This is a genomic window from Mucilaginibacter sp. P19 (genome assembly GCF_050632265.1).
Taxonomy (GTDB): Bacteria; Bacteroidota; Bacteroidia; order Sphingobacteriales; family Sphingobacteriaceae; genus Mucilaginibacter; species Mucilaginibacter gossypii.
In genome coordinates this window covers 4,652,073-4,676,599 of sequence record NZ_CP192586.1, presented here as the reverse complement: position 1 = coordinate 4,676,599, position 24,527 = coordinate 4,652,073, and the positions used below count along the sequence as shown (strand labels likewise).

The following is a 24,527-nucleotide window of genomic DNA, read 5'->3' as shown; positions in this document are numbered from 1 at the left end:
GATCATTTTAAAATATAAGATAATGAAAAAGATATTGTTCAGGTGCTACATCGTCCTGATTGTATTATTGGCCAACTCCTGTAAGCAGGATGAGCTTGCGCCTATTGTTAATGACCATACCCCGCCCGGCCCGGTAAGCAAGGTTACGGTGACTAACCTGAACGGTGCCGCCAAAATAAGCTACACCATACCCACCGATGGCGACCTGCTTTATATTAAAGCGGTATACGCTATCAAAAAAGGTGAGGCCAGGGAAACAAAAGTTAGCCGCTATAATAGCGATCTGACTGTGGATGGCTTTGGTAACAGCATGGATTATCAGGTAAAATTATACGCTGTAGACAAAGGTGAAAACGTATCGGCTCCGGTAGAGGTAACAGTACATCCGCTCACCCCGCCTTTAAAACTTACCCGCGATTCGTTAACTGTAACGCCAGATTTCGGTGGTATTAACGTTAAGTTTACCAATAGCACTAAAGCCAGTTTGGCTATCGTGGTGTTAGCTAACGATTCGTTAGGCGAGTTCGCGCCTATCCTTACCAACTATACCAACCTGCAAAAAGGTAATTTCTCAACTCGCAACTTGCCCGCCAAGCCAACCAAGTTTGGTATTTACACCCGCGACAGGTGGGGTAATTTGTCTGATACCCTACTGGTAACTGTTACTCCCCTGTTTGAAGAACTTTTAGACCGGACGAAGATCAAAGGCATAGCCCTGCCAACAGACGCGCCACTTGGCCCACAATACGGCGGCGGCATTGATGAACTATTTGATGGCGACGTAACCAACGCCGGTGGCTACTACCACACGGGCGATGCATCTAAAATGCCGCAACAGTTTACTTACGATATGGGTGTTACGGCAAAACTAAGCCGCTTAAGTTATTTCATGAGGGAGGGGTTTTTCTACTCGTTACACAATCCGCGTGTAGTAGAGATTTGGGGCACTAACACCATTAATCCCGATGGCAGCTATGACGGCTGGACCCTTTTAGCATCACATACTCAAATAAAACCATCAGGACTGCCTGAGGGCCAGCTATCGCAGGACGATATTGATGCCGCACGTGCCGGCGAAACCATCACATTTCCACTGGATGCCCCAAAGGTGAGATACATCAGGTTCCGGACGCTGAAAAACTGGTCGAACGGATCGTATGTGAATTTTAATGAAATAATGATGTGGGGAGATACTAAATAAAACAAACTGATCAATAAAAGTTTATGAAAGTAATAAAATATTTTGCGGTGCTGTGTCTCGTTGCCTTTATCGCAATATTAAGCTCATGCACTAAAAGCGGCGACGCTTATAAAAAATACATGGCGGGTGGTGAGATCACATATCCCGGCAGGCTGGATACTGTACTGGTGCATTCTGGTTACAATAGGGTGCAGTTATCGGCAACGCTTGGTAATGACCCACTGGTAACCAAAATGAGGGTGTTCTATAATAACCATCATGATTCAACAGAGGTTGCTATTACCCACGCTCCTGGCAAGGACACAGTAAATGTGATCATCGATAAACTGACCGAGGGTAACTACAGTTTTGATGTTTATACCTACGACGCGCAAGGTCGAAAATCTGTAGGGGTAAACGTTTCGGGTGTAGTTTATGGGCCGAGTTATTTAAACTCCTTGATTAACCGGAAGCTGAAAACCGTAGAACAATCACCCGATGGAAACAAAATAGAACTGGGCTGGGGCGAACCTGCAAATGGAGAGCTTGGCGTAGAGATAAATTATACGGCGGTTAATGGTTCTGCCAAAAAGTTCATCGTTCCGGCAAATCAAACCAATACCGAACTGCCTGATTATAAAGAAAGCAGCGTACTTACATTTAAATCCTTATTCAAGCCTGATACCACGGCGTTCGAAACATTTTCTCCAGATCCATCATCGGTCACCTTGCCCAAGTTTGAAAGGCAGTTTGATAAATCTAAATTCGCGGTAAAGATCTTACCTACAGATGTGCTTGAAGGCGGCTATGGTTGGCTGGAAGAGTATTTATGGGATGAAAGTTATAACCCGCCGGGCTTCGCAACAGAATCTACAATTCCATGCTGGTTCACTTTTGATGCCGGTACTTCTACCTCCTTAAGCCGGTTTAAAGTTTGGCAAGCTAACGATAGGCTTTATCAATTGCAAAGCGTAAAAACCTTCGAATTATACGGCAGTAATAACCCCAACATGGATGGAAGCTGGGCAAGCTGGACTAAAATAGGATCCTATACTTCGGTAAAACCATCTGGCCTCCCCGTAGGTCAGAACTCTGACACGGATGTCACTTTTGCCTTGGCGGGTGAAAACTTTTCTGTTCCAGCCTCAACTCCAAAATTCAGGTATTACAGGTTTAAGCTTCTATCTAATTATGGTGGGGATTTTATGACCTTGGAGGAAATTACTTTTTACACGCATGAAAGATAGCCTAAACATAGCAATGGTTATTTATACCAAAAAACTGTGTAAGCCAACATGGATATCGGTATCGACATAGTAGGCTGAGGTTTATAATTCATGCCTGGTTTTACTGTTTGACTAATCATTATCGTTGGATCGTAATTCTTTCGATAAGTGTAGAACTGAACAAAGGAAAGAATACTAACGGGATAGTTGCTAACGGGTACCTGATTGAAGTAATAAATTTTTAATGACAATGGGGTTTCTTCATTTACAGAAATCATGTAAGAGACCGCTTTGATAAAAATAATTACTGGCGTTTCATCAGTGCCTGGATCTGAGATATACTAAATAATAGAAATGAAAAAATCTGCTCGATATCGAACAGACTTTGTTCGGATTTGTCTATAATCCCATATGTACCGGGACTGGGAAATTAATTGAACACATTTATGGCTTCCTGATGATGGTAGAGCTGATTTTGGAGAAATATGAGTAGAAAAAGTTGAGTGAAAAACACGAATAATTGAGCCATTTTTCTTTGTAAAAGGTGTTCAATAAATCAACATGGGGGATTTATTGAACACCTAATTATTTTAATTCAAAAACTGACTAAATTTATTGGGGCAATACTAAACGCTAAGCTTGCCTTTAGTCGAACTATTTTATTAGTTCCGATATATGCTGTCTTATTTTGTTAATTAATTTACGGTCCGCAGTTCATGCGAGATTGAACAACGGAAAAAGTAAGGAGCAATTACCAGGCACTGTTTTGTTTGAGTACGCCATTTGATGAAGTAACAAAAGTTTGAGGAAGTGGGAAATGACTGAATTTGGCATAATTAAAATTAGTTCTCCCATAAACAGTCTTCAGCAGGTTTTCTGTATAACCGGTGCCTGAACTGCCATTGGGGCCGGCCACTTTGTTATATCTTACCAGGTCGTACCAGCGATTGAATTCAAGGGCCAGCTCTATCCGGCGTTCATGCCAGATGGCTAAACGCAATGTTGTTTTGTCTGTGGTTATGATTTGTGGAAGGATACCCGCTCCATCATTTTCGCCTGCTGCGACTGATGCCGCGAATGTTTTATTACCACGGGCTCTGAAACGGATCATTTCCAGGTATTTCAACGCATCGGATATATTCCCCAACTCATTATTGGCTTCAGCGGCTATCAAAATGATGTCGGCATACCTCAGATACATTGGGTTCACACTCTGAAAGTTAAAGTTACCGCCGTTCCAGTATGAATATGGCCAGATCACTTTTTTATTGGCATAATTGGTTGATGCCGGGAATGCCACCGGCTGGTTGTTGTTAAAGCCGGGAATGATGTCAGTTTTCGTAAAAATAGTCGCGCTCATTCTCGGATCACCTTTTTCATAACTGCTAACCAGGTTAGGTGAGGGGAAGATATCACCATTTGAACCCAGCGAAGGAAGCCCCTGGTATTGAAGGTAAGGTCCGTACTGGCGTCCGGCGGGCAGGGATGTGTTGTAAATAAATCCACCGGGCATCATATTTTCAGAAGAATACAATTGATCCGGGCTAAACAGGCTGCGGTAATTACTGTAAAGACTGTATTCGCCGCCATTGATAACTGCTTCGGCATATAATTTCGCGTTAGCATAATCCTGCTCATAAAGATAAACCTTCGATAGAAGTCCCTGTGCTGTGCCTTTGGTAACACGGCCAAGGTTGGCCGTTCCCCATTGGCTTCTCGTTGGTAAATGATCGATAGCATACTTCAGGTCTGATATCACCAGCTTAATGATATCCGCGTGCGAACTTTTTGGGATATTATATTCAGCAGTTGACACCGGGTCATGATCTCTCAGCGGGGCATCGCCGAACACATTAGTCAGGTCAAAGTTGTAATAAGCCCTGAAATATTTGGCTTGGGCTTCAAATAATTGTGCCGAATAGGGGGCTTTTAAAGTCGATGTACGGTCAATTACTACGTTGCAGTAATGGATATTTTCAAAGGCCCGTCCCCAGTAGCGCTCTATCATGTAATTATCCGTGAGGTAGCTGTAATCCTGGAATACTTTAAAGTCAGCATTCCCGCCCACAATAAAGTCATCGCCGCACATTTCTTTTGTTGAATACTGGTGTTGCCCTATCCGGAATTCCCTCCAGGCAATGGAACCATAAAGGCGGTTTACCGCCAAGCCAAGTGTTGTTGTATCGGCCGAAAAGGTTGCGCTCGAAAGCACCCCAAGCGGCTCTTTATCAAGAAAACTCTTTTTGCAGGAAGATGTCACAAAAAGCTCTAAAACAACAATGAATTTTATAATATTTTTCATAACTGTTATTTCTTATTTAAAAAGTTAAGTTTATACCCAATCTGGCAGTGCCTGAAACCGGATATGTCCGGAAATCATCGCCTATAGTTGAAACCCCGTAAGCATTTGATACTTCAGGAGAGAAGCCTTTGTATTTGGTTATGTAAAAAGGATTGGTGGTGTTGACATAAACACGAAGCCCCGAAATTCCAACTCTTTTCAATAGCTGCTTGTTGAAAGTATATCCCAGCTCGATAAACCGCGCTTTGATATAAGTACCGTCAAAAATGTTAAAATCGGATGATTGCGTTGTTGACGTGTTAACAGCGTAACGCGGAATGGTGGTATTGGTATGAGTAGGGGTCCAGGAATCCAGCCACTCAACATTCAGGTTGGATAACCCGGAGCTTACAAACTGGTTCCTGGTGTCATTGTAGATCTTACCTCCGAAACTGCCCATCATATCAATGGTTAGGTCAAAACCTTTGTAATCTGCCGAAAGCGTCAAACCTCCGACAAATTTTGCATAAGGCGAACCGATATCTGTTTTATCATTTGCATCCACGAAACCGTCGCCGTTTATGTCTTTGAACAGCAGGTCGCCAGGTTTTAATCCCGACCAGTACTGTTTTGTTGGATTGCCTGATTTTGATGCTGCTGTTGCGTTTAGCTGGTCAATCTGTGCCTGGCTTTGCACAATGCCGAGAGATTGATAACCATAAAAGTCACCAATAGGGGCACCTGCTTTTGACACGTGGGTAGATGGCACCTGGAAATCTGATGTATACGAAGTGAGGCCTTTAAAGTCCAGGATTCTGTTCTTATTGGCGGTACCGGTCACTTTTACACCATATCCAAGCCCCCCGATACGGTCATTCCAGCTTACCGCCAGTTCCACACCGCTGTTACGCACAGTTCCCGCGTTTGAATACGCAGGGGCGGTACCCGTTGAGCCCCCGGAACAGGCAATATTAACAACAGGTTTTTGGTGTCCCTGCGGTAATAGTCACCTTCAAACCGCAGCCTGTTTTTTAATGTGCCGAATTCGATGCCGGCATCAGTTTGCTGTGAAACCTCCCATGTAATATTAGGGTTTGAAGCGGCTACGATTGTTGCCATCGGATAGAAAACGCCGTTAAATACGCCGTCGTAGGTTGTTTCCTGATTAAGCAGGTTAAAGGTTTGGTAATTGGCGATTTTGTTGCTGCCTATCCGGCCCCAGCTCCCGCGTACTTTCAGGTTGTTTATCCACGAAACGTTCTTCAGGAATTTTTCTTCGGAGGCCCGCCATCCGAGGGCTACTGATGGAAAATATCCCCAGCGATGCCCTTCAGCGAATTTTGAGGAACCATCGCCACGGAACGAAGCGGTTAACAAGTACCTGTCCTTGTAGCTGTAATTGGCCCTGAAAAGATAAGAAAGAATAGATTCGCTGGAAGGCAATGCACCAAGTGAATTGATGTTTGATATCGGGTAAACCTGGATATAGCGATAATTGGGATCGGTTGTAGTTAACGGGCCGCTTCCTGTTACGTCCACTCCTCTATAATCAGTATTCTGCGCGGTATAACCGGCCAGGAGGTTCAGATGGTGAGATGCGCCAAGCTGTTTGTCATAAGTCAGCGTATTTTCCCATAGCCAGGTTGAAACCGCAGTATATCCATTTTCAATACTGGTTAAACTGCTTTGATTTGCCCCCAGGTTGTATGGAGGTGTGTATCTGTTGATATTATTCAAAGTATAATCTACACCATAGCTGCTCCGGAATGTAAGGCCTTTAAATAATTCATAGTTCAGGTATCCGTTACCAACAAATTGCAGCGGATGGGTTTGGGCATCTTTATGAAGATAAAGCTCCGCAAAGGGGTTAACAATGTCCACATCCTGGCCTGATGAAAAAGAGCCATCACTTTTGTAAACGGGGATCAAGGGTGATATGCGGGTTATTGAATTAATCCCTCTGCCCGTATTGGAGCCGCCATCACCATTATAATGGCTACTGGCCAATGAGAGGTTATGCCCGAAGGTTAATTTTTTGCTGATCTTATATTCGTTATCGGCGCGCAGAGTTAAGCGGTTATAGTTGGTGTATTTCAATACGCCATCTTCATTATGGTAACTGGCACTGATATTATAATTGACATTTTCGCTTCCTCCGCCAACAGACAGCTGATAATCGCTGACAATTCCGTTTTGAGTTACTTCTTTGGTCCAGTCGGTTCCGGCGCCTATCTGGCTGATATTATCGTAAACCGGTGCTGCGCCTGCATTAGTTTTAAACAGGTTTACTAATTGGGCGTATTCCTGGCTATTGGCAACGTGAAACTTACGTGTAAGAAACTGGAATCCCTGACTTGTTAAAAAATTGATAACTGGTTTGCCTGGTTTCCCTTTTTTGTTGTTACAAGTATAACTCCGTTTGCTCCGCGCGATCCATATATCGCGGTAGCGGAAGCATCTTTTAAAATTTCCATCGACGCGATATCATTCGGCGCAAGGAAGCTAATATTGGTCACCATCATACCGTCAACAACATATAGCGGGGTAGGGTCGCCGTTTGTGCCAAGCCCGCGTATCAGTACTGTAGGTGCGGCGCCGGGACCACCCTGGCTCAGTATCTGAACGCCAGGTATTTTCCCCTGCAGCGCCTCGGCCGCGTTGCTGCCCCCGATTTTAGTTAGGTCGGCGCTCTTTATGCTGGTTACAGCGCCGGTAAGGTCGGATTTGCGTTGAACACCGTAGCCAACTACTACCACTTCGCTAAGCGAATTATCTTTTGCTTTCAGCTTTATGTCGATAACTGCCCGGCTGTCAACATTAACTTCCTGGGCCTCGAAGCCGGTGTAAGTGAACACGAGATAAACGCTACCGTCCGGAACGTTCAATGAATAATTGCCGTTCAGATCTGTTTGGGTACCTGTGGATGTTCCTTTCAACCGGACAGAAACGCCGGGTAAAGGCTGGCTGTTATCATCCGTCACTTTACCTTTCACCACAAAAGCATTAAATTGTGCTCCGTTCAAGTAAATAATGACGGTATTGTCTTCACCGAGCTGGTACTTAATGGCAGTGTTACTGGTTAGCAGGTCCATCACCGCATGGATGGATGCGTTACTTACCTCAATAGATTTAAGCTTATCAATGTGCCTGATCGTTTCATCGTTATAAAGAAAGTGATAGTCAGATTTTTTTCGATCTCCCGGAATGCAGTCTTCAAGCTTACATTCTTCAGGTTAAGATTGATCGCGGTCTGCCCGAAACCCTTTGAATAGGATTGCAGGGTCGAGACAATGATCAGGAAAAGTATAAATTTTGTCATGAGAAGAACGTTCAAAAGTCGTTCGTGCCGCAAATAACATATGCGGCCTTGATTTTTTTCATAATTTAGTATCAAGGGTATTTAACTAATTGGTTTATTAAGACGGACTGGTAGTTATGTACCATTTGACGGGGAATGTTGGAAGCATTTCCCGTTCTTTTTTATCGCTGGTCTGTTATTTTATCATACGCATGTTTAAAATTTTAATAAATGAAAACCTGGTTATTTATAATTTGATAATTGAAATTGCTTGTTAGCTTAAGCTGCTGCAGCGCCTTGTCAAGCGTTATATTTTCAAATTTTCCGGTTAGAGTCAACTTTTTCAATTCTTCCTTTTTAAAAAGGATGGTGGTGCTGTATTTCCGCTCCATCATTTTTGCTACCTCCCCAAATTCCATGGTGTCAAAAGCTACTTTATTTTTGGTCCATCCGGCTTCTGCAGGTAAAGAATCCCTTTTACTCTGGTGGATTTCACTGAGCTCAACTATCGCTTTTGACGTGGTATCGGTTGACTTATACCGTGATGCCGATGTTTCTACCGGTTGATTGAATACCGTCAGTTTTTCCGAAGGCTTTAAAATAATTTGTCGGTCAGGGTTTTTCAGTACAGTAAGCTCAATAACACCGCGTATTAAAGCTGCTTCGGAAGTGTTATCACCCGGATAAGATCTGACATTAAACCGGGTACCCAGAACCCTGATTTTTATTGTTGGCGTTGTTATTATGAACGGGTGTGCCGGGTCTTTAACGATATCGAAAAAGGCTTCGCCTGATAAGGTTATCTCCCGGTGCCTGGCATCAAATGTGTTTTTATAGGCAAGCTTGCTGCCTGCATTCAGGATAACCGTACTGCCATCGGGTAATTGTATATTTGTAATTCCCCCCATTGGTACCTTAATCTCACAGATCCCGTTTTTTTGTCGGTTGACCTGAAATAGATCAATGCTATGCTACTACAAAATAAAATGACAGCCGCTGCTGCTATCAATATGTAGTTGAGCCTTCCGCGATGCATCGATTGGATCGTTTCGGCTCGGTATTCATCTTCAACATAAGCATCAGGCCTATTATTTAACTGAGATTGTAACTGCGCCCATCGTTCTTCTTTTGGCTCATTATCACATCCTTTTGATATCGGATATAATCGCCAAAGATGCTCCAGCATGGCTATAGGGTATTGTGACCCGCCATCTTCCTTCAGGATCTGGTCTATCTCTTCCAGTTCCTCCGGAGTTGCCGTATTATTCAGCTTTTTGTAAATAAGTATCCAGGTATTGTTGACCATAAGTGTTTTCTAATCTTATAGACAATCAAAAATTGCCCGGCACGGGGAAGGAAGAAAAATATTTTTTAATGAAATAAAATGAGAGCTTCCTTATTTGGAGGAAACCAGGGGAGCATTTTTTTTGTAATTCAGGCTTTCTGACAGTTTTTTCAGGGCAATGCTCATATGGTATTCGATGGTTCTTACGGATAAATTAAGAAGCTCGGCAACTTCCTTGTGCGGAAGACCATCTTCTTTGATCATCTTAAATACCAGCTTACACTGCGGGGGCAGGCTATTAACTGCATGCTCTATTAAAAGCTGAAAGTCTGCCACGATCATTTGGTCCTCAATATTCAGGGTAACATCTTCAATTTCTGCCTTAACGTCGTCGATGTTAAAATGTATCGGGAAGTTTCTTTGTTTCAGGAAATTCAGCGATTTGTTTTTTACCGCTTTGTAGATATAAGAAGTGAAGTCAGTAATGTCTGCCAAAAGTTTTCTCCGTGACCAGATCGAAATAAAGGTATCATTCACTACTTCTTCTGTAGCCTCGGCAGATCGCACGTAGAAAGAGGCCAGATTATACAGCCTTTTATAGTATTGAAAATACAGCACCTTGAAAGCCTGCTGATCATCTTCAAAAGCTATTTTTTGTAACAAGTCCTGAATAGTGGTTTCGTTCATACTGATATCCTAACATCCAGAGGTAATTCCCAACTGATGCATATTATTATAATGGGTTATAGTTTTGGTTTTGGCAGAGTCTGACCTGTGATTATTAAATAAGACAGCAGAACAGGATTGTTATACTCAAAAATTTCAGGAAGATTTAACGAGGCATTGAAGTGGCTATGTCAAATAAGTAAAACAACTGGCTTTTAATCAAGGGATTTCGCACGAATTATATTTAACGAAGATTCGACCAAGCGGCAAAATACCTTCGAAATAGAAGTATACATAGTCTTTGCGATTCAATATTGAAAGTGGGCATCCAGCTGATAGAAATTTAATATATAGTTTATTAATTGTTATATTTACAATTAATAAAGGCTTGAAGTAAGTTGTTACTGGCACTTTCATTAATTAGGGAGTGTTAAAACATCCTCTCAAGTGTAAATAATTCTGCCTGACCCGAATAAATCTTTTGGAGGGAATTTAAAAGAAAAAGCCCTAAATCATTTGATTTAAGGGCTTTTGAAGCGATTTTACGCTGCTTTTGTACTGACAGCGGGAGATTGATTGAACACATTTACGGCTTCCTGATGGTTGTAGTGCGGATTTTAGTGCTTCCCGAATATTTCCAGGTCGTCTATCCGTTCATAGGAGGAAAGAAAATAAAGCCGGTACCGCTGGTACTCCACATCCGGGTTATCGATCTGGGCATAACAATTCCGGACAAAGCCCTGCACGGCTTCTCATATTCTGTCCTTTATGTACCGGGATATTATAAATGACCTCGCAGCCGACTACCATTTAATCGTACCTGATTATCCGGGCTTTGGCTTAAGCAGGCGGCCGCCGGTGTATGGGTTTGATTACTCATTTGATAACCTGGCCGCTGTGATGGAGGATTTTTATAAGCCAAATTAACCTAAAACACTTTAGTTTATACACGCAGGATTACGGGGCGGCTATAGGTTTCCGTTTGGCGGTAAAACATCCGGAGTGGATAAGCGCGCTAATTGTTCAGAATGTAAATGCTTACAGTGAGGGATTAGGCAGCGGCTTTAAAAAGATAATGACAATGGAAGATGTTGGCGATAAGGCTGAGGTTGAAAATATCCTTAAATCCATCATTTCATCTGAAGGCATCAAGGTACAAAATACACCGAGGGTGCAGCTAACCCCGCTCATATCAATCCCGATGCTTATTTAATGGACTATCAATTTATCAAAGGGGAAGAAAACGAGCCCATCCAAAATGCGCTGTTTCAAAACTACCATACCAATTTAACAAAATATCCCGACTGGCAGCGATACCTTCGCCAGCATCGGCCGCCTGTGCTAATTGTAGGGGGCAAAACGACCCGATATTAAACTTTCCCAGGGCTTTAGCTTATCTAAAGGACCTGAAAAGCGCGGAAGTGCATTTATTGAATGGCGGGCATTTTGCACTGGTGGAATACTATACCGAGATTACGGCTTATATCCGGTCGTTGTTACCAAGTAAGGGCATCAAGTAAACTTTGTTTTTAAAAGCACAGCCCTAAAATAATCGGCCGCGGGATGTGCATCCTGCTGAGATGCTTTGTGAAGCTATCGCTTGATGAATTTGTCCCTTAAGAGACGCTGCATTACTGCGTCGTGAAAGTTTAAACCAATTGTGATTTTAACCCCGCCCAGCCTTAGCATATTGCCTTCAATGGTTTGCACGTTATTTAGGTTAACGATATGGCTTTTGTGCACCTGCATAAATTTGTCGGCCGGCAGTTTCTCCAGGATGCCTTTAATGGTGAGATACACAACAAATTTACCTCCGTTAGTATATAGCGTAAGGTAATTTGCCATCGCTTCTATATAATTCAGCTCGGCATATAAAATTTTTTCTATTTTGCCTTCACACTTAACAAAAAAATGATCTGGCTTCGCGTCTGTATAAGACGTCTTTTTTTGTTTAAGCGATTTTAACTCCAGCGCTTTTTGAGTGGCTTTTAAAAAACGTTCGAGGCTAAAGGGCTTTACTAAGTAGTCTACAACAGCCATTTCAAATCCATCCAACGCATATTGGCCGTAAGCCGTGGTCATGATTACCATGGGTAAATTTACGGATGACCGTAAAAAATCTAACCCATTCATTTTGGGCATATTGATATCCAGGAATATCATGTCTACCTCCAGCTGGTTAACCAGTCCTGCTGCCTTCAATGGATTTTCGGCAGTACCCACCAAAACCAAAAAATCTGTTTCTTCGATATATTCCTGCAGTAATTTACGGGCAATAGGTTCATCGTCAATGATCAGGCAGTTAAGTTTCATAGATCGAAAAGTGTTAGAATAATTTCATAAGTGTCTTCTTTATCCACTATAAGCAGTTCATGTTTGCCGGGATAAAGCAGTTCGAGGCGCCTTTGGGCATTGGCTATACCTAAGCCGGAGGCAACCGTTGGCGCTTGATTGATGAAGGCATCCCTGGTATTGGCGATCGAAAATATCAACCTGCCGCTGCTGTAGTTTAAATTGATGTCGATGCGGTTTGCCGTGCACTCGTTAAAGCCCACGTATTTGAACGCATTTTCAATAAAGGTGATCAGCAGCAAAGGCGCAACCTGAATATTACCGTTGATTTCGCCAATGTTGAAGGAAACGGCGATCCGCTCATCAATCCGGCTTTTTTGCATAGCGATGTAATTGCGGATGTAGTTCAGTTCCCTGTTCAGTTCTATTTGCTCTACATTACATTCATATAATTGGTAGCGCAGCATTTCAGAAAAAACCAGTAGCATACCGCGGGCATCTTTGTTCGATTTATCGATATGACCGTAAATAGAATTGATGGAGTTGAATAAAAAATGTGGATTAAACTGAGCCCTTAAAAAATTCAGTTCATTGGTTGCTTTCTCTTTCTCTATCTGCTCGATATAGATCTGAGAACGGGTCTTTTCGATCACCATTTTTGCGGCGAGTATACAAAGTACCCAAAACAGGATATTGATGAACGAGTCAACAAAAATGGTCAACAAATCGAAATGTGGGGTTGGCACTTTAAAAATATAGGTAACCACCAGTATGGATACTGGTATGCGGATAAGCGCAGTAAGCACGATGCCACCAATAAACAGGATACCGAATTTTACATACCGTTTTTTGTTAAGCAATCTGGGTATGGTGTACAGCGCGTTAAAATAGTAGTTTGCCGATATAAACGCCAGATAACAAAACTGTATGGTAATGGTATGGGTAAGCACCAGCGCCCCGTTTCTGAAAATAAATATCCAAAAAAAGTAGGCCAGCGCCCAAAACAAAAGATGATATATTATTTTATTGATCTTCAATACCGGGTTCAAATTACAAGTAAGGTAAGAAAAAGACATTTAATTTTTCTATTGCGGTTCTGCCCCATCTGGGAAGGCCTGCCCTTTATGGCAGGTGCTGCATTGTACAACAAGAGCCGGGTCTCCCAATCGCGGGTGTTTGTTTTGCAGCCAGCGCTTATTCAGGTCGAGCGTCATGCGCATCATGGTACGGGTTATGGCCTTTTCGGGCTTGGCATCACTGGCAAAATCAAGGCCATGTCCATCCGGGGCATTAGCATGGCAAAAGCCGCAACTTACACCCAGACCATCTTCAAAATCGTCAGCCATGATACTTTGCAAGTCTCGCGAACTGATGTTCTTAGGCAGGACTTTCAAATTGGTATATTTAGCACTATCGGAAGACCTGATGGTGGCCGCAGCGGTTAAAAACACGGGCAGGGCAAGGCTTACTATCGTTAGGAATTTCTTCATTTTTTTGCGATCAGGTTAATGTTTACCTCCACCTCATCAGACACGGTGCTTGTTCCTCCCAGGCTAAAATCTTTCCGTTTCATTTTAAACGAACCCTTAAAGGCATAACCATCTCCTAAAGGTTCTGCCATGAATGGGAATGTTACGGTTTGCGATTTTCCTTTTATCGTCAGCAAACCATTAAACTGGTATGTGGCTTTCCCGGTAGCCGTGATCTTGTTAGATTCCATTCTGATCCTCGGGTTATTTTTAATGTCAAAATAGCCTTCCTGTTTCAAATGTTCGTCCCGCAGACTGTTATCTGTATTTACAGTAGCAGCGTTAATGGTTACGTCGATTTTGCTGCCCGACGGGTTTTGAGGGTCGAAGTTGATGGTCCCATCAAAGCCACTAAAAGTCCCCTCAACGCTGAAGCCCAGATTTTTTATGGTAAACTTTAAGGATGATGCTGCTTCAACGGGTTTGTATTGGGCCAGGCTGGTTTTTGACACACCGGCTATCAGTATCAGTAATATGATTTTTTTATCATCTCAGGTTATTTCTGTTCGATCATGGATTCTGCCAATATCAGCGGCGTATCTGTTATAGCCAGGGTATGGTTGTGTTCCACATAATTAACGCTGGTTAGACCCAGAAAGCTACGCAGTTTATCAGCAGGAACTTTCATTGGCCCCGGTGATGGTGCCGCGCCGGGTGCGGGTTGCGGGAACGCGGTAGAATTGGCCGTATGAAAAGTAATATTACCTTCAACTTTTTGAATGGTTTGATGGATATGCCCATTCAATACCGACACCGAACCGAAGCGTTTTAATAAAGTCAGGACCTGTCCGCTGTCATCTGTTCCCCAACCCCATTGCGGATAAATGGCCCAAAGCGGAATATGGGCGAATACCACAATAGGCGTACTGTTTGATAGCGGCTTCAGGTCTGCCTCCAGCCATTTTAACTGGGCAGCACCGATATAACCCAATCCGCCATCTACATGGTTAGTTACGTTATTAAGGCCAATGAAGTGAACGCCGTGCGAATCAAAGCTGTACCATCCGTCGCCAAGTGTGCCTTTACCGTAGCGTTCCAGGTATAGCTTGCCGTTATCGGTAACATCATGTTCGCCGGGCACATAAAAAACCTTTTCAGTTTTTACGCTTTTTAACGATTGTTCGAGCGTATCAAACTCATCAGCCTGTGCCAGATGGGTCAGGTCGCCGGTATGTAATACAAAAGATGGCGTTACCGGCATGGTATTGATTTTGGAGATGGCGGCATTTAGTGTCCCTACCACATCTGTATTGGCCGGCTTGGTAAAGCCGATATGGCTGTCGCTGATCTGCACAAAACTGAAATCAGATTTCGGCATAACAAGCCCTTTTTGCAAGGTCCCGGTCGTTTTATCTATCATCTGGCTCATCCCATACGATTTTAATATGCCGCCCGACATCATCCAAAGCACACCGGTACCGGCCCATGCCATGCATTCAAGGAAACCTCTGCGGTCAATACCATCGTTATTTGCTTGCGGGGTGTGTTCATCCCCGTTGTGAAAATGGTTTTTCATGATCTTTGTTTTATTTATTTTGTACGAAGTACCATCAACAAAAACCACTTTCGCAAAATTTTACACCAATCGGGAAATATTCTTGATGAATACAGTTTCCTTAATATTTCCGGATTGTTATCTAAAAGGAAATTACTGCCGTAAGGTGATTAATGAGCGTCTCCCAGATTACTGATCTTTTAGACAAACAACAACTTAGCGTCATACAAAAAATAAAAAAATACAAACCTGTCTGTATGTTTAAATTAATTTTTACATTTGTGCCATGAAAACAAGTGCCGTAAGAAACCAGATCGTAGAAACCGCATCCAGATTGTTTTATAAGCAAGGCTATAATGCCACCGGCATTAACCAAATTATTGAAGAGGCAGGGGTTGCGAAAGCATCCTTATACCAGCATTTCCATTCAAAGGAAGATTTGCTGGTAGAATACCTCACTGTAAAGGGGGCAGAAACGAATGCTGCACTGAAAGCCGAAGCTGAAAAATTTGAAGCACCGAAGGAAAAGGTACTCGCGGTGTTTGACTTTTTAGCGGAGGTCTCTGTGCAGCCGGAGTATTATGGCTGTAATTTCCTGAATATTGTTTCGGAACTGCCGGTTGACAGCGAAAGGGTACGGGGGATCATACGCAAACAAAAAGATGGTGTAAGGGCCATGTTTGCAGATATATTGAGGCCCGTACATAAGGAAAAACTGGCGGACGAGATTGTATATGCTGTTCGACGGTGCGCTGATTACCAACAAGGTACACGGCAATGGCTGGCCAATTCAGACAGCGAAAACACTGGCAGGAAAAATCTTATAACTAAACATCAGCCAACCACGGCAGCCGGGTTGGAAAAAATTTAACTCAATTAAAACAGACTTGTCTGTATATTATCATCAATAAACAAATAAAAGAATGAAAACAAAGAGCATCGTCGCCTCGCTATTGCTGGGCAGTGTATTTAATTCAAGCCCTGTAGTCCATGCAGCAACTCAAGCGAAACAGGCGGCTCATCAAGCACCTAAAGTAAATGGTACTGCAGGCGTGTATTTCAGGACCATAAAAGTGGATGGTTTAGACATCTTTTACCGGGAGGCCGGAGATAAAAGCAAACCCACCATTTTATTGCTACATGGCTTTCCATCTTCTTCCCACATGTTTCGCGACCTGATCAGGGACCTTGCCCCTAACTATCATTTGATCGCGCCGGATTATCCGGGCTTTGGACAAAGTAGTGCGCCGGAGCCAACAGCATACAACTATACGTTTGATAACCTGGCTGCAACCATGAACCATTTTATCGACGCGCTGGGTTTAAAGCAATTTAGCCTTTACGTGCAGGATTATGGCGGCCCTGTAGGCTTTCGCATCGCAAGTGCAAGGCCCGGATTGATCCAGTCCATTATCGTGCAAAATGCTAACGCCTACACCGAAGGATTGGGTGATGCACTGAAGCCTTTAGTGGCCTATATTCAAAACCCCGGCGAATCCACTATTGGCCCGATTAAAGGGGTCTTAAGCATAGAAGGAACCAAATGGCAATATACCGATGGTGCGGAAGATGTGTCGGAAATAGACCCCGACAGCTACATCACCGATCAATATTATTTGAACAGACCGGGCAACCAGGATATACAGCTTGCTTTGTTCCGAAACTATGGCACTAACTTACTTTTATATGCAGAATGGCAGGCTTATTTCAAGAAACACCAGCCATTAGCCCTGGTTATTTCGGGTAAGAATGACAAGCTCTTCATTGCCGCAGGAGCGATGGCCTATAAAAAAGACCTCCCGAAGGCAGAGATCCATCTATTGAATGGCGGCCACTTTGTGCTGGAAGAAAAACACGAGGAAGCGGCCGGCCTCATCAGGTCATTTTTGTTAAAAAACAACATCAAATAATTTATTCGTGAAATTAAAACAGACTGGTATGTATGTTATATGAACGAATACATTGCATTTTTCCTGTTAAGGGCCGGGTTAGGCTTTAACATTATTGCTTCACGGGCTGGTTAGGCTTAAGAATGGCCGTTCATTATTCTTAAACGCACTGGGCCGGGAGTTTGAAGGCTCAGGCTTGCCGCCTGTTGTTACAATAGCCACCGGCAACAGCCTGCCTTACCGGGAAACTGGTATCGGCTTGCTACTGGTATGCGGGTTGGAAACTCAGGGTGTACTGATAGCGGGCTGACTGTTGATGTTTCTCTTACTTACCGGCAAAAGCCTGGTTTTGGATTGGGCCACGGTTACTTTTCAAATGATTTATATCCTGGTGTACTGCATCCTACTGTTTTACCTGCAATTGAACAGTATTTCAGCGGACGTATTTTTCTCGCTGAAACCTTAATTCCTATAAATATCAAACCATTTTAAAATGAAAAAAACAACAATTTACTACAAAAATGAAACCGTAAACGGCGTCAATATTTTTTACCGGGAGGCCGGGAGCAAAGAGAATCCTACAATATTACTATTGAATGGGTTCCCTTCATCATCTATTTCTTTCCGCGACCTGATTAATGACCTGGCAGGCGATTACCATTTGGTGGCACCGGATTACCCGGCGTTTGGAAACAGCGAAGTACCATCTCGCGATGAATATGAATATACGTTCCATAACCTGTCAGTCACGATTGAGAAATTTATCGACCAGATCGGTTTGAAGCAATTCAGCTTATACGCTTTTGACTATGGCGGCCCGGTAGGTTTCAGGATCGCCGCCCGCAGGCCCGAGTTGATCCAATCATTGATCATCCAGAATGCGAATGCTTACATAGAAGGTATCGGCCCGGCTTTCGGATTGGCGATGCCGTTTTTACAAAACCGCAACGCTGAAACAGAGCAACCGATCAGAGGATTAATGACCCTGGATGGCATCAGGATATTCTACTTTGACGGGGCTGAAGACCCGGCAAAAATAAACATGGATGGCCCTGTGATGGACTTGTATTACCTGACCAGGCCGGGACTGATAGATATTCATTTAGACCTGTTGCATAACTATTCTAATAACGTGGCTGAATATGCGAACTGGCAAAATTATTTCCGCACCCATCTGCCGCCTACTTTGCTCACCTGGGGTAAAAATGATCAGTTCTTCCCGCTGGCTGCTGCTGAAGCTTACAAAACAGACCTGCCGCACGCCGAACTGCATGTTTACAACACCAGCCATTTTGCCCTTGAGGAATATCATGCGGAGATTGCGGAGAATATAAGGGAGTTTTTAACCAGGAATAATATCCGGTAGATTAATTAACCTGTTTCCCGTTCTTGTCAAACCTAATGATGAGTGCGGGAAACTTTATAAAAGTAAGTTATGAATAACGTTTCCTATATAGCGGCTACAATGATGGTTGGGATGTGCCTGCCGGTTATGGCATCCAGTAACGGCGCATTGGGAAAGACACTGGGTAGTCCGTACTTGGCGACTTTATGCGCCTTTTTAATCGCGGCGATAATAGTAAGCTTGGTGATAACCGTTACCCGCACGCCTTTGCCTGGTATCGCGCAAGTGTTAAGTACGAATTGGGTGATGTGGCTTGGCGGAGTTATCATCGCCATGAACATCTTAACCTTCAGTATTGTACCCCAGAAGATTGGTGCGGGTAATACCATCATTTTTTTATCGCCGGGCAAATCATCTCATCGGTGCTTATAGAACATTATGGCTGGCTGCATTACGCTGCGCACCCTGTAAACCGGGCTCGGGCGGGTGGTATCGTACTTTTGGTTACCGGCGTAATACTGATCAAAAAGTTTTAGGCTTCGCAAAATTTCAACTTACAAAATAATCCTATAAGTATGGCAAAGAAACAAATAATATCAGAAAATGAGTTCAGTAATGTGTTTTCCCGTAGAGGGTTTATCGCAACTACCGTTACCGGCTTACTTGCCACACAAATCCCCTTAAAAGCGGTAGGCTCCGGGAAGGGATCAAGATCAAATAGCGTGAAGAAAGCAATTTTATTTGATGGCTTTGTGATTTTTAACCCGGCACCAGTATTTGCGCTTGCCGCAGAATTGTTTGGAAGCCAAAGCACTGAATTAGTTGCCCTATGGCGAACGAAACAATTTGAATATTCGTGGATATTGACTGCGGCCAAACAATATAAGGATTTTTGGCGGGTGACGGAAGATGCACTCACGTTTGCAGCAGCAAAAATAGGCTTGGCCATGACTGATGAGAACAAAGCGCGGTTAATGAACGTCTATTTAAATCTCGACATCTGGCCTGATGTTGTTGCAGGGCTGGAAACTCTGAAAAAGATGAATATCAGCTTGTCCTTTCTGTCCAACTTTACGGTGGACATGCTTAAGTCTTCTTTAAAGAAAAACAATATCAGCCAGTATTTCGACCATCTGCTAAGCACCGATGAGGTACGTGCCTTCAAGCCGAGCCCCGCTGCCTATCAAATGGGGATCGACACTTTAAAACTACCCAAGGACGACATCGTTTTTGCGGCCTTCGGTGCCTGGGACGCCTGCGGCGCTAAATTCTTCGGTTTCCCCACATTTTGGGTAAACCGGGGCGATAGCACTCCCGAGGAACTGGGGGTGTCTGCAGACGTAGTTGGGAGGGAACTGCCGGAACTGATCGCCTATATGAAAAAATAGCGGGTACGGCGTGCCTTTTAGCGAAATGGAATTGACCCGCGCAGCAGCGGGCAAACGGGCTGATTTTTGAAAAAACAGCTTCCTGCCGGTTGAACGCCCCATTAAGTGTGGAGGCATCCCATATCAAAACTGGCTTGCATTAATTCAAATAGAATAAAGGCCAATCGCTTTTTGTCGACAACAATGCCAGGAAACAAAAGGAATCGAATAAACTGGGAGATCTTCTATATTAAATTTTAAGATCAAGTAAAAATGACTTTTGGTGCCCTGGTGATTTTTTCTCTTGCTGCCTGCAAAAAAGATGAAAAATCTACGCTTCCTACAGAACAGCTGAATAACAACACGGTAGAAACTGTACTGAATTCCCAGCCGCTCGTAGAATCCGGGACCTTCCAGGGATTAGTACGCCTGCGTTTATCCGGCTTGACCAATCGACGAGATAAGTAATGTGGCAGTTGCTTTAGCCGGCATCGTGAATTATCGAAGGTACATAATCGATGCTGATTGTTTTAACATTGGCCGCATAACCGGTGATTTCTTATAAATTGATGTAAGGTTTCCCGGAATATGTCGTCTAAACTGCTAAAACCATAATTATTAATCATCATGAAAACACCAAATTTCTTAAAAATAAGCATTATCGTGCTCTTGACATGTACGATTTTGGCGGGTTGCAAAAAGGGAGTACGCCAACCGCTACTTTGAATGAGAGGATTGATGCGTCCCAATCTAAACCTGCAAGCAATAGCGGCGATTTTAGCAATGGCCCATACGGCACCGTCACGGGTACTGCCAGGGTCTTTTTAACGGGAGGCAAATATCAACTAGCCCTGGAGGGTTTTTCTACCAGTAACGGGCCGGATCTTAAGGTTTATATCAGCCAGGAACAAAATCCGGTTCATTTTATAAACCTTGGGTCGCTAAAATCTACTTCCGGCAACCAGGTGTATGATATCCCTTCGGAAGCGAACGTGAAAGATTACGCATACGCTTTGATCTACTGCCAGCAATACCACCATTTATTCGGTTATACACAACTCACTTTTTAATCGGGGCATATCATGAAAACTATATATATATTTGCTATTGCCATGGTAATAGCCTTAAACGGGTTTGCACAGGGCTGCAGCGATGCAGGGTTTTGTAGCCTTGGCGTATTGAAAAATAATATTGAAGATACAGTAGGCACATTGCCCAAAAAACATGCTATTGACTTTGGCATAAATTACGGGTTAGGAGAACAGAATACCAGCACGATCAATACTTATGTCCAATACCAGGTAAATTTAAACAATCATTTTTCTTTTCAATCAAAATTAACCGCAACGTATGCTACTGGCTTTTTAGGGCATGCATTTAATATCGGCGATGTGTACGGAACGCTCAATTATACACCCCGTTTAAATTCGGCCAATAGCCTTAATTTCATTGGCGGCATAAAGATCCCGGTGAGCACCGGGAACGATAAAAATAATGAGGGCAAGCCTTTGCCTTTAGATTACCAGGCAAGTATCGGCACTTACGATGCCATTGCAGGTGTTAACTATATCGTAAACCGGACATGGGAATTCGATGCGGCTGTACAGTTGCCTGTCATACAAATAAATAAGAGTACGTATTTTCCTGATGAATATAATGACCCGAGGGCACTGGAATTCGCGCCAACCAATAATTTCAGGCGAAAAAGCGACCTGCTTGGCCGGATTGGTTATTACATCCACTTACCACAGTCTTCCCTTACGCTTAAACCCAGTCTTTCAGCGGTTTATCATATTGGAGATGATGCCTATGAAAACAAATTCGGTTATAAGACTTCGATCGATGGATCACAAGGGCTTACGTTAAATGGCAGCATTGTCGCCACAAAGACTTTCAAAAATGCGAACCGTTTTGAAATTGTTGTCGGAACGCCGTTTATCGTGAGAAAGATAAGGCCGGATGGATTGACCAGAAGCGGTGTGATCAATTTTCAATACACAATTGCTTTTTAACTTAATGATGATCCAACCATGATTGATCAAACAGCGATCCGGCTATTAAAAAAACAGATGCCATCCCCTACGAACTTTTATTGCTTGCAGATGAGGAAATGCAAGCTATTGAACGTTATATATTCCAATCGGCTATTTATGTGGCTGAAACCGGCGGCATCGTAATTGCTGTTTACGCACTTTATCCCATTGACGAACACAGCGCAGAGATAAAAGCCATCGCTGTAAACGAGGCTTGGCAGAACCAGGGGATCGGCAAGCTGTTGCTCAAAGATGCAGAGACCAGGGCTACGGAGCAGGGTTTCTGCGAACTAATCATTGGTACACCCACCATCGCCGGAAAGCAATTAGCCATTTACAAAAGAGCAGGTTTTGAATTATTTGAAATCAAAAAAGGATTCTTTTTGACCTATTATTCAGCACCGATATTTGAAGATGGCGTCCGGCTAACGGACATGGTTTATTTCGGTCTGTTCTTCGACCTTGTCAAATGGCTTGCGTCTTACGATAGCCGCTACTTTCTTTTTCTTCCCTGGAATTGTTTTCATTTTCTTGTCTTTAGTGACAAGCTATAGCAGGACGAGACAATTAACCATTTATGAATTTAAAACTGTAAAAAGTTGAAAACATCGCAGTCTTTTGGTGGGCATTTAACCATCAAAAAGAAAAAGCAAAAAATGGCGTTGCCAGCGGTTATGCCATTGTTACCGTTATTAGAAGAGCAGCACCAACAATCCGTTTCAATGGTTATAACAAACCCTTATGCAGCATCTGCGCCAACCAGGCCACCTGGCTGTCGCTTTGCGGAAATTTTCCAAAAACGAGTACTTCCTGTTCAAAACTTTTGAAGGCAGCATTCAATGTTTCTGACAAAAAATCAATGTCTTCCTTTGTCAGTTCGCCAATATCCTTGTTTTCTACGCCCCATGCGATGATTTGACTGACAACGGCAACCTCTTTTTCAGCAAATCTCCTCAATTTGAATATAAAGCCTGAAGGGTCTAAACGCAAGTCGTCAATGGCTAACTTGTACTTTGAGACCATCTGACGGAGGTTCTTTAATTTGGTGATATTAAAAGATTCGATATTAGCCGAAAAGGAGCGCCTTTTACTGATGGTAGCTTCGCTCTCCGCCAGGCAATTCAAAAAAATCTTCTCGCAAACCGCATCCAGCACTTCCTCCTTATTTTTAAAGTAATGGTATATGGTGCTTCGGCCTTTCTTACATTCATTAGAAATATCCTGCATGGAAACCCGGAGATAACCGTAACGCTCGAAAACCGCTTCAGAAGCTAAAACTATTTCTTCCCGCACCTGATCATTTTCTACTCTTTTCATAGTCGACAAAAATACATTATTTGTTCAATACGGGCGTCGTCTTTTATTATATGGGCGCAAAGTACCCGACTTGAAGAATTTATGACAATTAAATTGAAAAAAATACAAATACAAAAAATGTATATTTGTCGAAATTAAAATAAATTGGTTTCGGGAAGATTGATTATTGCTCACCCCAATTAGGTAGAAAAAGAACGAAATCTGATGTTTCCTATGAACAAAAAATCGACAAAAAAACAATAAACGTTCAATTAACTCAATGAAAACAACGATCACACTGGCCGGAGCGGTATTAACTGCCCTATGGATTACCGGCTGCTCCAACAACAGCAAATTGAAGCCGGGACCTGATACCCTCACGGTAAAAGTATTTAATTTGTCGGCAGAGGCCCAGGCAATCAATGATCGCATTGTTTATGACGGAACCCTGGAAGCAGAAAAAACGATCGACCTGAGTTTCCAGGTTTCGGGTACCATTTTGTCATTCCCGTTCAAAACTGGTGATTACGTTAAAAAAGGTCAACTGGTGGGGGCTGTGGATGAAACCACCTACCGCAGCCAATACAACGCACAACTGGCGCAGGCTAAACTGGCCAATGAAAACTATACCCGTATCAGCGAGGTTTTTAAAAAGGGAAGCGTTGCCGAGATCAAAATGCTGGAGGCTAAGTCCAATTACGAGCAAGCGACTTCAGCTGCTAATGCAACCTACCAGAATATAGCACATACACATCTTTACGCCCCGGTAAGCGGATATGTTGGCGCTAAAATGGCAGAAGCCGGTGCGGTGGCCAATCCAGGCCAGCCGGTGTTACAATTATTGGATACCCATTCGGTAAAGGTGCTGGTCGCCGTGCCTGAAAGTGAGATCAACCACTATAAAGCCGGAACCCCGGCATTCATAAAAATCGATGCGCTCGGCGATCAGACTTTACAGGGTAAAGTGACCGAAGTCGGCATGCTTGCTTTGAACGGCAGTGCCAATTACAATCTAAAAATAGCCTTACCCAATACCAGTGCCCAATTAAGGCCAGGCATGCTATGTAAAGTGTCATTTGGCGCAGCAGATAAAAAAGGCAATACGTCAGTGGATACTAAAGAGATCATCGTACCTGTACAGGCTGTACAGGTTGACGATAAAGGAAACAACTTCTTATTCATTATGAATGCCCAAAATAAAGCGGTACGTAAAGATGTGACCACCGGACAGCTTTACAGCAACGGTATCGCCATCAAGTCAGGCCTGTCAGGTAACGAACAAGTGATTACCTCCGGCTATCAGAAGCTTGCCGATCAAACCCCTGTTATCGTTAGTAAATAATCG

At 43.2% G+C, this 24,527-nt stretch carries 28 protein-coding genes and 1 pseudogene; 16 read left to right on the top strand and 13 right to left on the bottom strand.

Annotation, left to right across the window (positions count from 1 at the left end):
- The first annotated feature begins 22 nt into the window (after nt 1–22).
- Together ACQ86K_RS22680 and ACQ86K_RS22675 are read left to right on the top strand one after the other, a co-directional pair.
- Nucleotides 23–1,201, top strand: a complete 1,179-nt coding sequence (locus ACQ86K_RS22680; protein WP_176844497.1) for a DUF5000 domain-containing lipoprotein — start codon at nt 23–25, stop codon at nt 1,199–1,201.
- A 23-nt stretch (nt 1,202–1,224) separates the two neighbouring features.
- Entirely contained in the window at nt 1,225–2,427 is a 1,203-nt protein-coding gene (locus tag ACQ86K_RS22675; RefSeq protein WP_091169975.1) for a DUF4998 domain-containing protein, read from the top strand.
- Between the two features lie 730 nt (nt 2,428–3,157).
- On the opposite strand, the gene ACQ86K_RS22670 is transcribed toward ACQ86K_RS22675, so the two are convergent.
- The 7 genes from ACQ86K_RS22670 to ACQ86K_RS22640 form a co-directional block, all read right to left on the bottom strand.
- Complete coding sequence (locus ACQ86K_RS22670) at nt 3,158–4,708, bottom strand: RagB/SusD family nutrient uptake outer membrane protein (protein WP_091169972.1); 1,551 nt, start codon at nt 4,706–4,708, stop codon at nt 3,158–3,160.
- A gap of 16 nt (nt 4,709–4,724) precedes the next feature.
- On the bottom strand, nt 4,725–5,600 hold the full coding sequence (locus ACQ86K_RS22665) for a hypothetical protein (protein ID WP_431198841.1): 876 nt from the start codon (nt 5,598–5,600) through the stop codon (nt 4,725–4,727).
- Complete coding sequence (locus ACQ86K_RS22660) at nt 5,570–6,784, bottom strand: hypothetical protein (RefSeq protein WP_431198840.1); 1,215 nt, start codon at nt 6,782–6,784, stop codon at nt 5,570–5,572. The genes ACQ86K_RS22665 and ACQ86K_RS22660 overlap by 31 nt, the downstream gene beginning before the upstream one ends.
- Nucleotides 6,785–7,044: 260 nt before the next feature.
- Complete coding sequence (locus tag ACQ86K_RS22655) at nt 7,045–7,779, bottom strand: TonB-dependent receptor plug domain-containing protein (protein WP_431200914.1); 735 nt, start codon at nt 7,777–7,779, stop codon at nt 7,045–7,047.
- 430 nt (nt 7,780–8,209) lie between these two features.
- Nucleotides 8,210–8,893: a FecR family protein gene (locus tag ACQ86K_RS22650; RefSeq protein ID WP_431198839.1), complete on the bottom strand. Its 684-nt coding sequence runs from the start codon at nt 8,891–8,893 to the stop codon at nt 8,210–8,212.
- A complete protein-coding gene (locus tag ACQ86K_RS22645; RefSeq protein ID WP_431198838.1) occupies nt 8,842–9,291 on the bottom strand; it encodes a hypothetical protein in 450 nt (149 codons plus the stop codon). The genes ACQ86K_RS22650 and ACQ86K_RS22645 overlap by 52 nt, the downstream gene beginning before the upstream one ends.
- A gap of 90 nt (nt 9,292–9,381) precedes the next feature.
- Nucleotides 9,382–9,957, bottom strand: coding sequence for an RNA polymerase sigma-70 factor (locus ACQ86K_RS22640; protein ID WP_091169963.1), 576 nt, complete (start codon nt 9,955–9,957; stop codon nt 9,382–9,384).
- Between the two features lie 551 nt (nt 9,958–10,508).
- Here ACQ86K_RS22640 and ACQ86K_RS22635 point away from each other — a divergent pair.
- Genes ACQ86K_RS22635 through ACQ86K_RS22625 form a run of 3 tightly spaced genes read left to right on the top strand, consistent with a single transcriptional unit; the run spans nt 10,509 to nt 11,149 of the window.
- A complete protein-coding gene (locus tag ACQ86K_RS22635) occupies nt 10,509–10,727 on the top strand; it encodes a hypothetical protein (protein WP_431198837.1) in 219 nt (72 codons plus the stop codon).
- The gene (locus tag ACQ86K_RS22630; protein WP_431198836.1) at nt 10,705–10,863 is read left to right on the top strand and encodes an alpha/beta fold hydrolase; all 159 of its coding nucleotides are present in this window, start codon (nt 10,705–10,707) and stop codon (nt 10,861–10,863) included. Before ACQ86K_RS22635 ends, ACQ86K_RS22630 begins: the two co-directional genes overlap by 23 nt.
- Nucleotides 10,864–10,918: 55 nt before the next feature.
- Nucleotides 10,919–11,149, top strand: a complete 231-nt coding sequence (locus ACQ86K_RS22625) for a hypothetical protein (protein ID WP_091169957.1) — start codon at nt 10,919–10,921, stop codon at nt 11,147–11,149.
- Between the two features lie 380 nt (nt 11,150–11,529).
- Here the strand turns inward: ACQ86K_RS22625 and ACQ86K_RS22620 are convergent, their stop codons facing one another.
- The 5 genes from ACQ86K_RS22620 to ACQ86K_RS22600 are packed head-to-tail and all read right to left on the bottom strand — an operon-like array spanning nt 11,530 to nt 15,273.
- The gene (locus tag ACQ86K_RS22620; RefSeq protein WP_091169953.1) at nt 11,530–12,249 is read right to left on the bottom strand and encodes a LytR/AlgR family response regulator transcription factor; all 720 of its coding nucleotides are present in this window, start codon (nt 12,247–12,249) and stop codon (nt 11,530–11,532) included.
- On the bottom strand, nt 12,246–13,304 hold the full coding sequence (locus ACQ86K_RS22615) for a sensor histidine kinase (RefSeq protein ID WP_091169950.1): 1,059 nt from the start codon (nt 13,302–13,304) through the stop codon (nt 12,246–12,248). Before ACQ86K_RS22615 ends, ACQ86K_RS22620 begins: the two co-directional genes overlap by 4 nt.
- 9 nt (nt 13,305–13,313) lie before the next feature.
- Nucleotides 13,314–13,718, bottom strand: a complete 405-nt coding sequence (locus ACQ86K_RS22610) for a c-type cytochrome (RefSeq protein ID WP_091169946.1) — start codon at nt 13,716–13,718, stop codon at nt 13,314–13,316.
- A complete protein-coding gene (locus tag ACQ86K_RS22605; protein WP_431198835.1) occupies nt 13,715–14,209 on the bottom strand; it encodes a YceI family protein in 495 nt (164 codons plus the stop codon). Before ACQ86K_RS22605 ends, ACQ86K_RS22610 begins: the two co-directional genes overlap by 4 nt.
- Before the next feature lie 44 nt (nt 14,210–14,253).
- On the bottom strand, nt 14,254–15,273 hold the full coding sequence (locus tag ACQ86K_RS22600; protein ID WP_091170313.1) for a metallophosphoesterase family protein: 1,020 nt from the start codon (nt 15,271–15,273) through the stop codon (nt 14,254–14,256).
- Nucleotides 15,274–15,538: 265 nt separating this feature from the next.
- Between ACQ86K_RS22600 and ACQ86K_RS22595 the strand changes: the two genes are divergently transcribed.
- The 10 genes and pseudogenes from ACQ86K_RS22595 to ACQ86K_RS22550 all read left to right on the top strand — a co-directional run bounded on the left by ACQ86K_RS22595 (nt 15,539) and on the right by ACQ86K_RS22550 (nt 22,440).
- On the top strand, nt 15,539–16,123 hold the full coding sequence (locus ACQ86K_RS22595) for a TetR/AcrR family transcriptional regulator (RefSeq protein WP_431198834.1): 585 nt from the start codon (nt 15,539–15,541) through the stop codon (nt 16,121–16,123).
- 52 nt (nt 16,124–16,175) lie between these two features.
- Complete coding sequence (locus ACQ86K_RS22590; RefSeq protein ID WP_091169932.1) at nt 16,176–17,162, top strand: alpha/beta fold hydrolase; 987 nt, start codon at nt 16,176–16,178, stop codon at nt 17,160–17,162.
- A 94-nt stretch (nt 17,163–17,256) separates the two neighbouring features.
- Nucleotides 17,257–17,451: a hypothetical protein gene (locus tag ACQ86K_RS22585; protein ID WP_091169928.1), complete on the top strand. Its 195-nt coding sequence runs from the start codon at nt 17,257–17,259 to the stop codon at nt 17,449–17,451.
- 183 nt (nt 17,452–17,634) lie between these two features.
- Nucleotides 17,635–18,507, top strand: coding sequence for an alpha/beta fold hydrolase (locus tag ACQ86K_RS22580; RefSeq protein WP_091169925.1), 873 nt, complete (start codon nt 17,635–17,637; stop codon nt 18,505–18,507).
- A gap of 69 nt (nt 18,508–18,576) precedes the next feature.
- A pseudogene (locus ACQ86K_RS22575) lies at nt 18,577–19,022 on the top strand (DMT family transporter).
- Nucleotides 19,023–19,061: 39 nt separating this feature from the next.
- Complete coding sequence (locus ACQ86K_RS22570; protein WP_091169920.1) at nt 19,062–19,874, top strand: haloacid dehalogenase type II; 813 nt, start codon at nt 19,062–19,064, stop codon at nt 19,872–19,874.
- A 252-nt stretch (nt 19,875–20,126) separates the two neighbouring features.
- A complete protein-coding gene (locus tag ACQ86K_RS22565) occupies nt 20,127–20,321 on the top strand; it encodes a hypothetical protein (RefSeq protein ID WP_431198833.1) in 195 nt (64 codons plus the stop codon).
- Nucleotides 20,322–20,527: 206 nt separating this feature from the next.
- A complete protein-coding gene (locus ACQ86K_RS22560) occupies nt 20,528–20,923 on the top strand; it encodes a DM13 domain-containing protein (protein ID WP_431198832.1) in 396 nt (131 codons plus the stop codon).
- 12 nt (nt 20,924–20,935) lie between these two features.
- A complete protein-coding gene (locus tag ACQ86K_RS22555; RefSeq protein WP_091169911.1) occupies nt 20,936–21,865 on the top strand; it encodes a hypothetical protein in 930 nt (309 codons plus the stop codon).
- Nucleotides 21,866–21,945: 80 nt separating this feature from the next.
- Nucleotides 21,946–22,440, top strand: a complete 495-nt coding sequence (locus ACQ86K_RS22550) for a GNAT family N-acetyltransferase (RefSeq protein ID WP_431198831.1) — start codon at nt 21,946–21,948, stop codon at nt 22,438–22,440.
- 172 nt (nt 22,441–22,612) lie between these two features.
- On the opposite strand, the gene ACQ86K_RS22545 is transcribed toward ACQ86K_RS22550, so the two are convergent.
- Nucleotides 22,613–23,203 carry a TetR/AcrR family transcriptional regulator gene (locus tag ACQ86K_RS22545; RefSeq protein WP_091169907.1) on the bottom strand — a complete coding sequence of 197 codons (591 nt, stop codon included), beginning with the start codon at nt 23,201–23,203 and terminating at the stop codon, nt 22,613–22,615.
- A gap of 259 nt (nt 23,204–23,462) precedes the next feature.
- On the opposite strand from ACQ86K_RS22545, the gene ACQ86K_RS22540 reads away from it, so the two are divergent.
- Complete coding sequence (locus tag ACQ86K_RS22540) at nt 23,463–24,524, top strand: efflux RND transporter periplasmic adaptor subunit (protein ID WP_091169904.1); 1,062 nt, start codon at nt 23,463–23,465, stop codon at nt 24,522–24,524.
- The last annotated feature ends 3 nt before the right edge of the window (nt 24,525–24,527 follow it).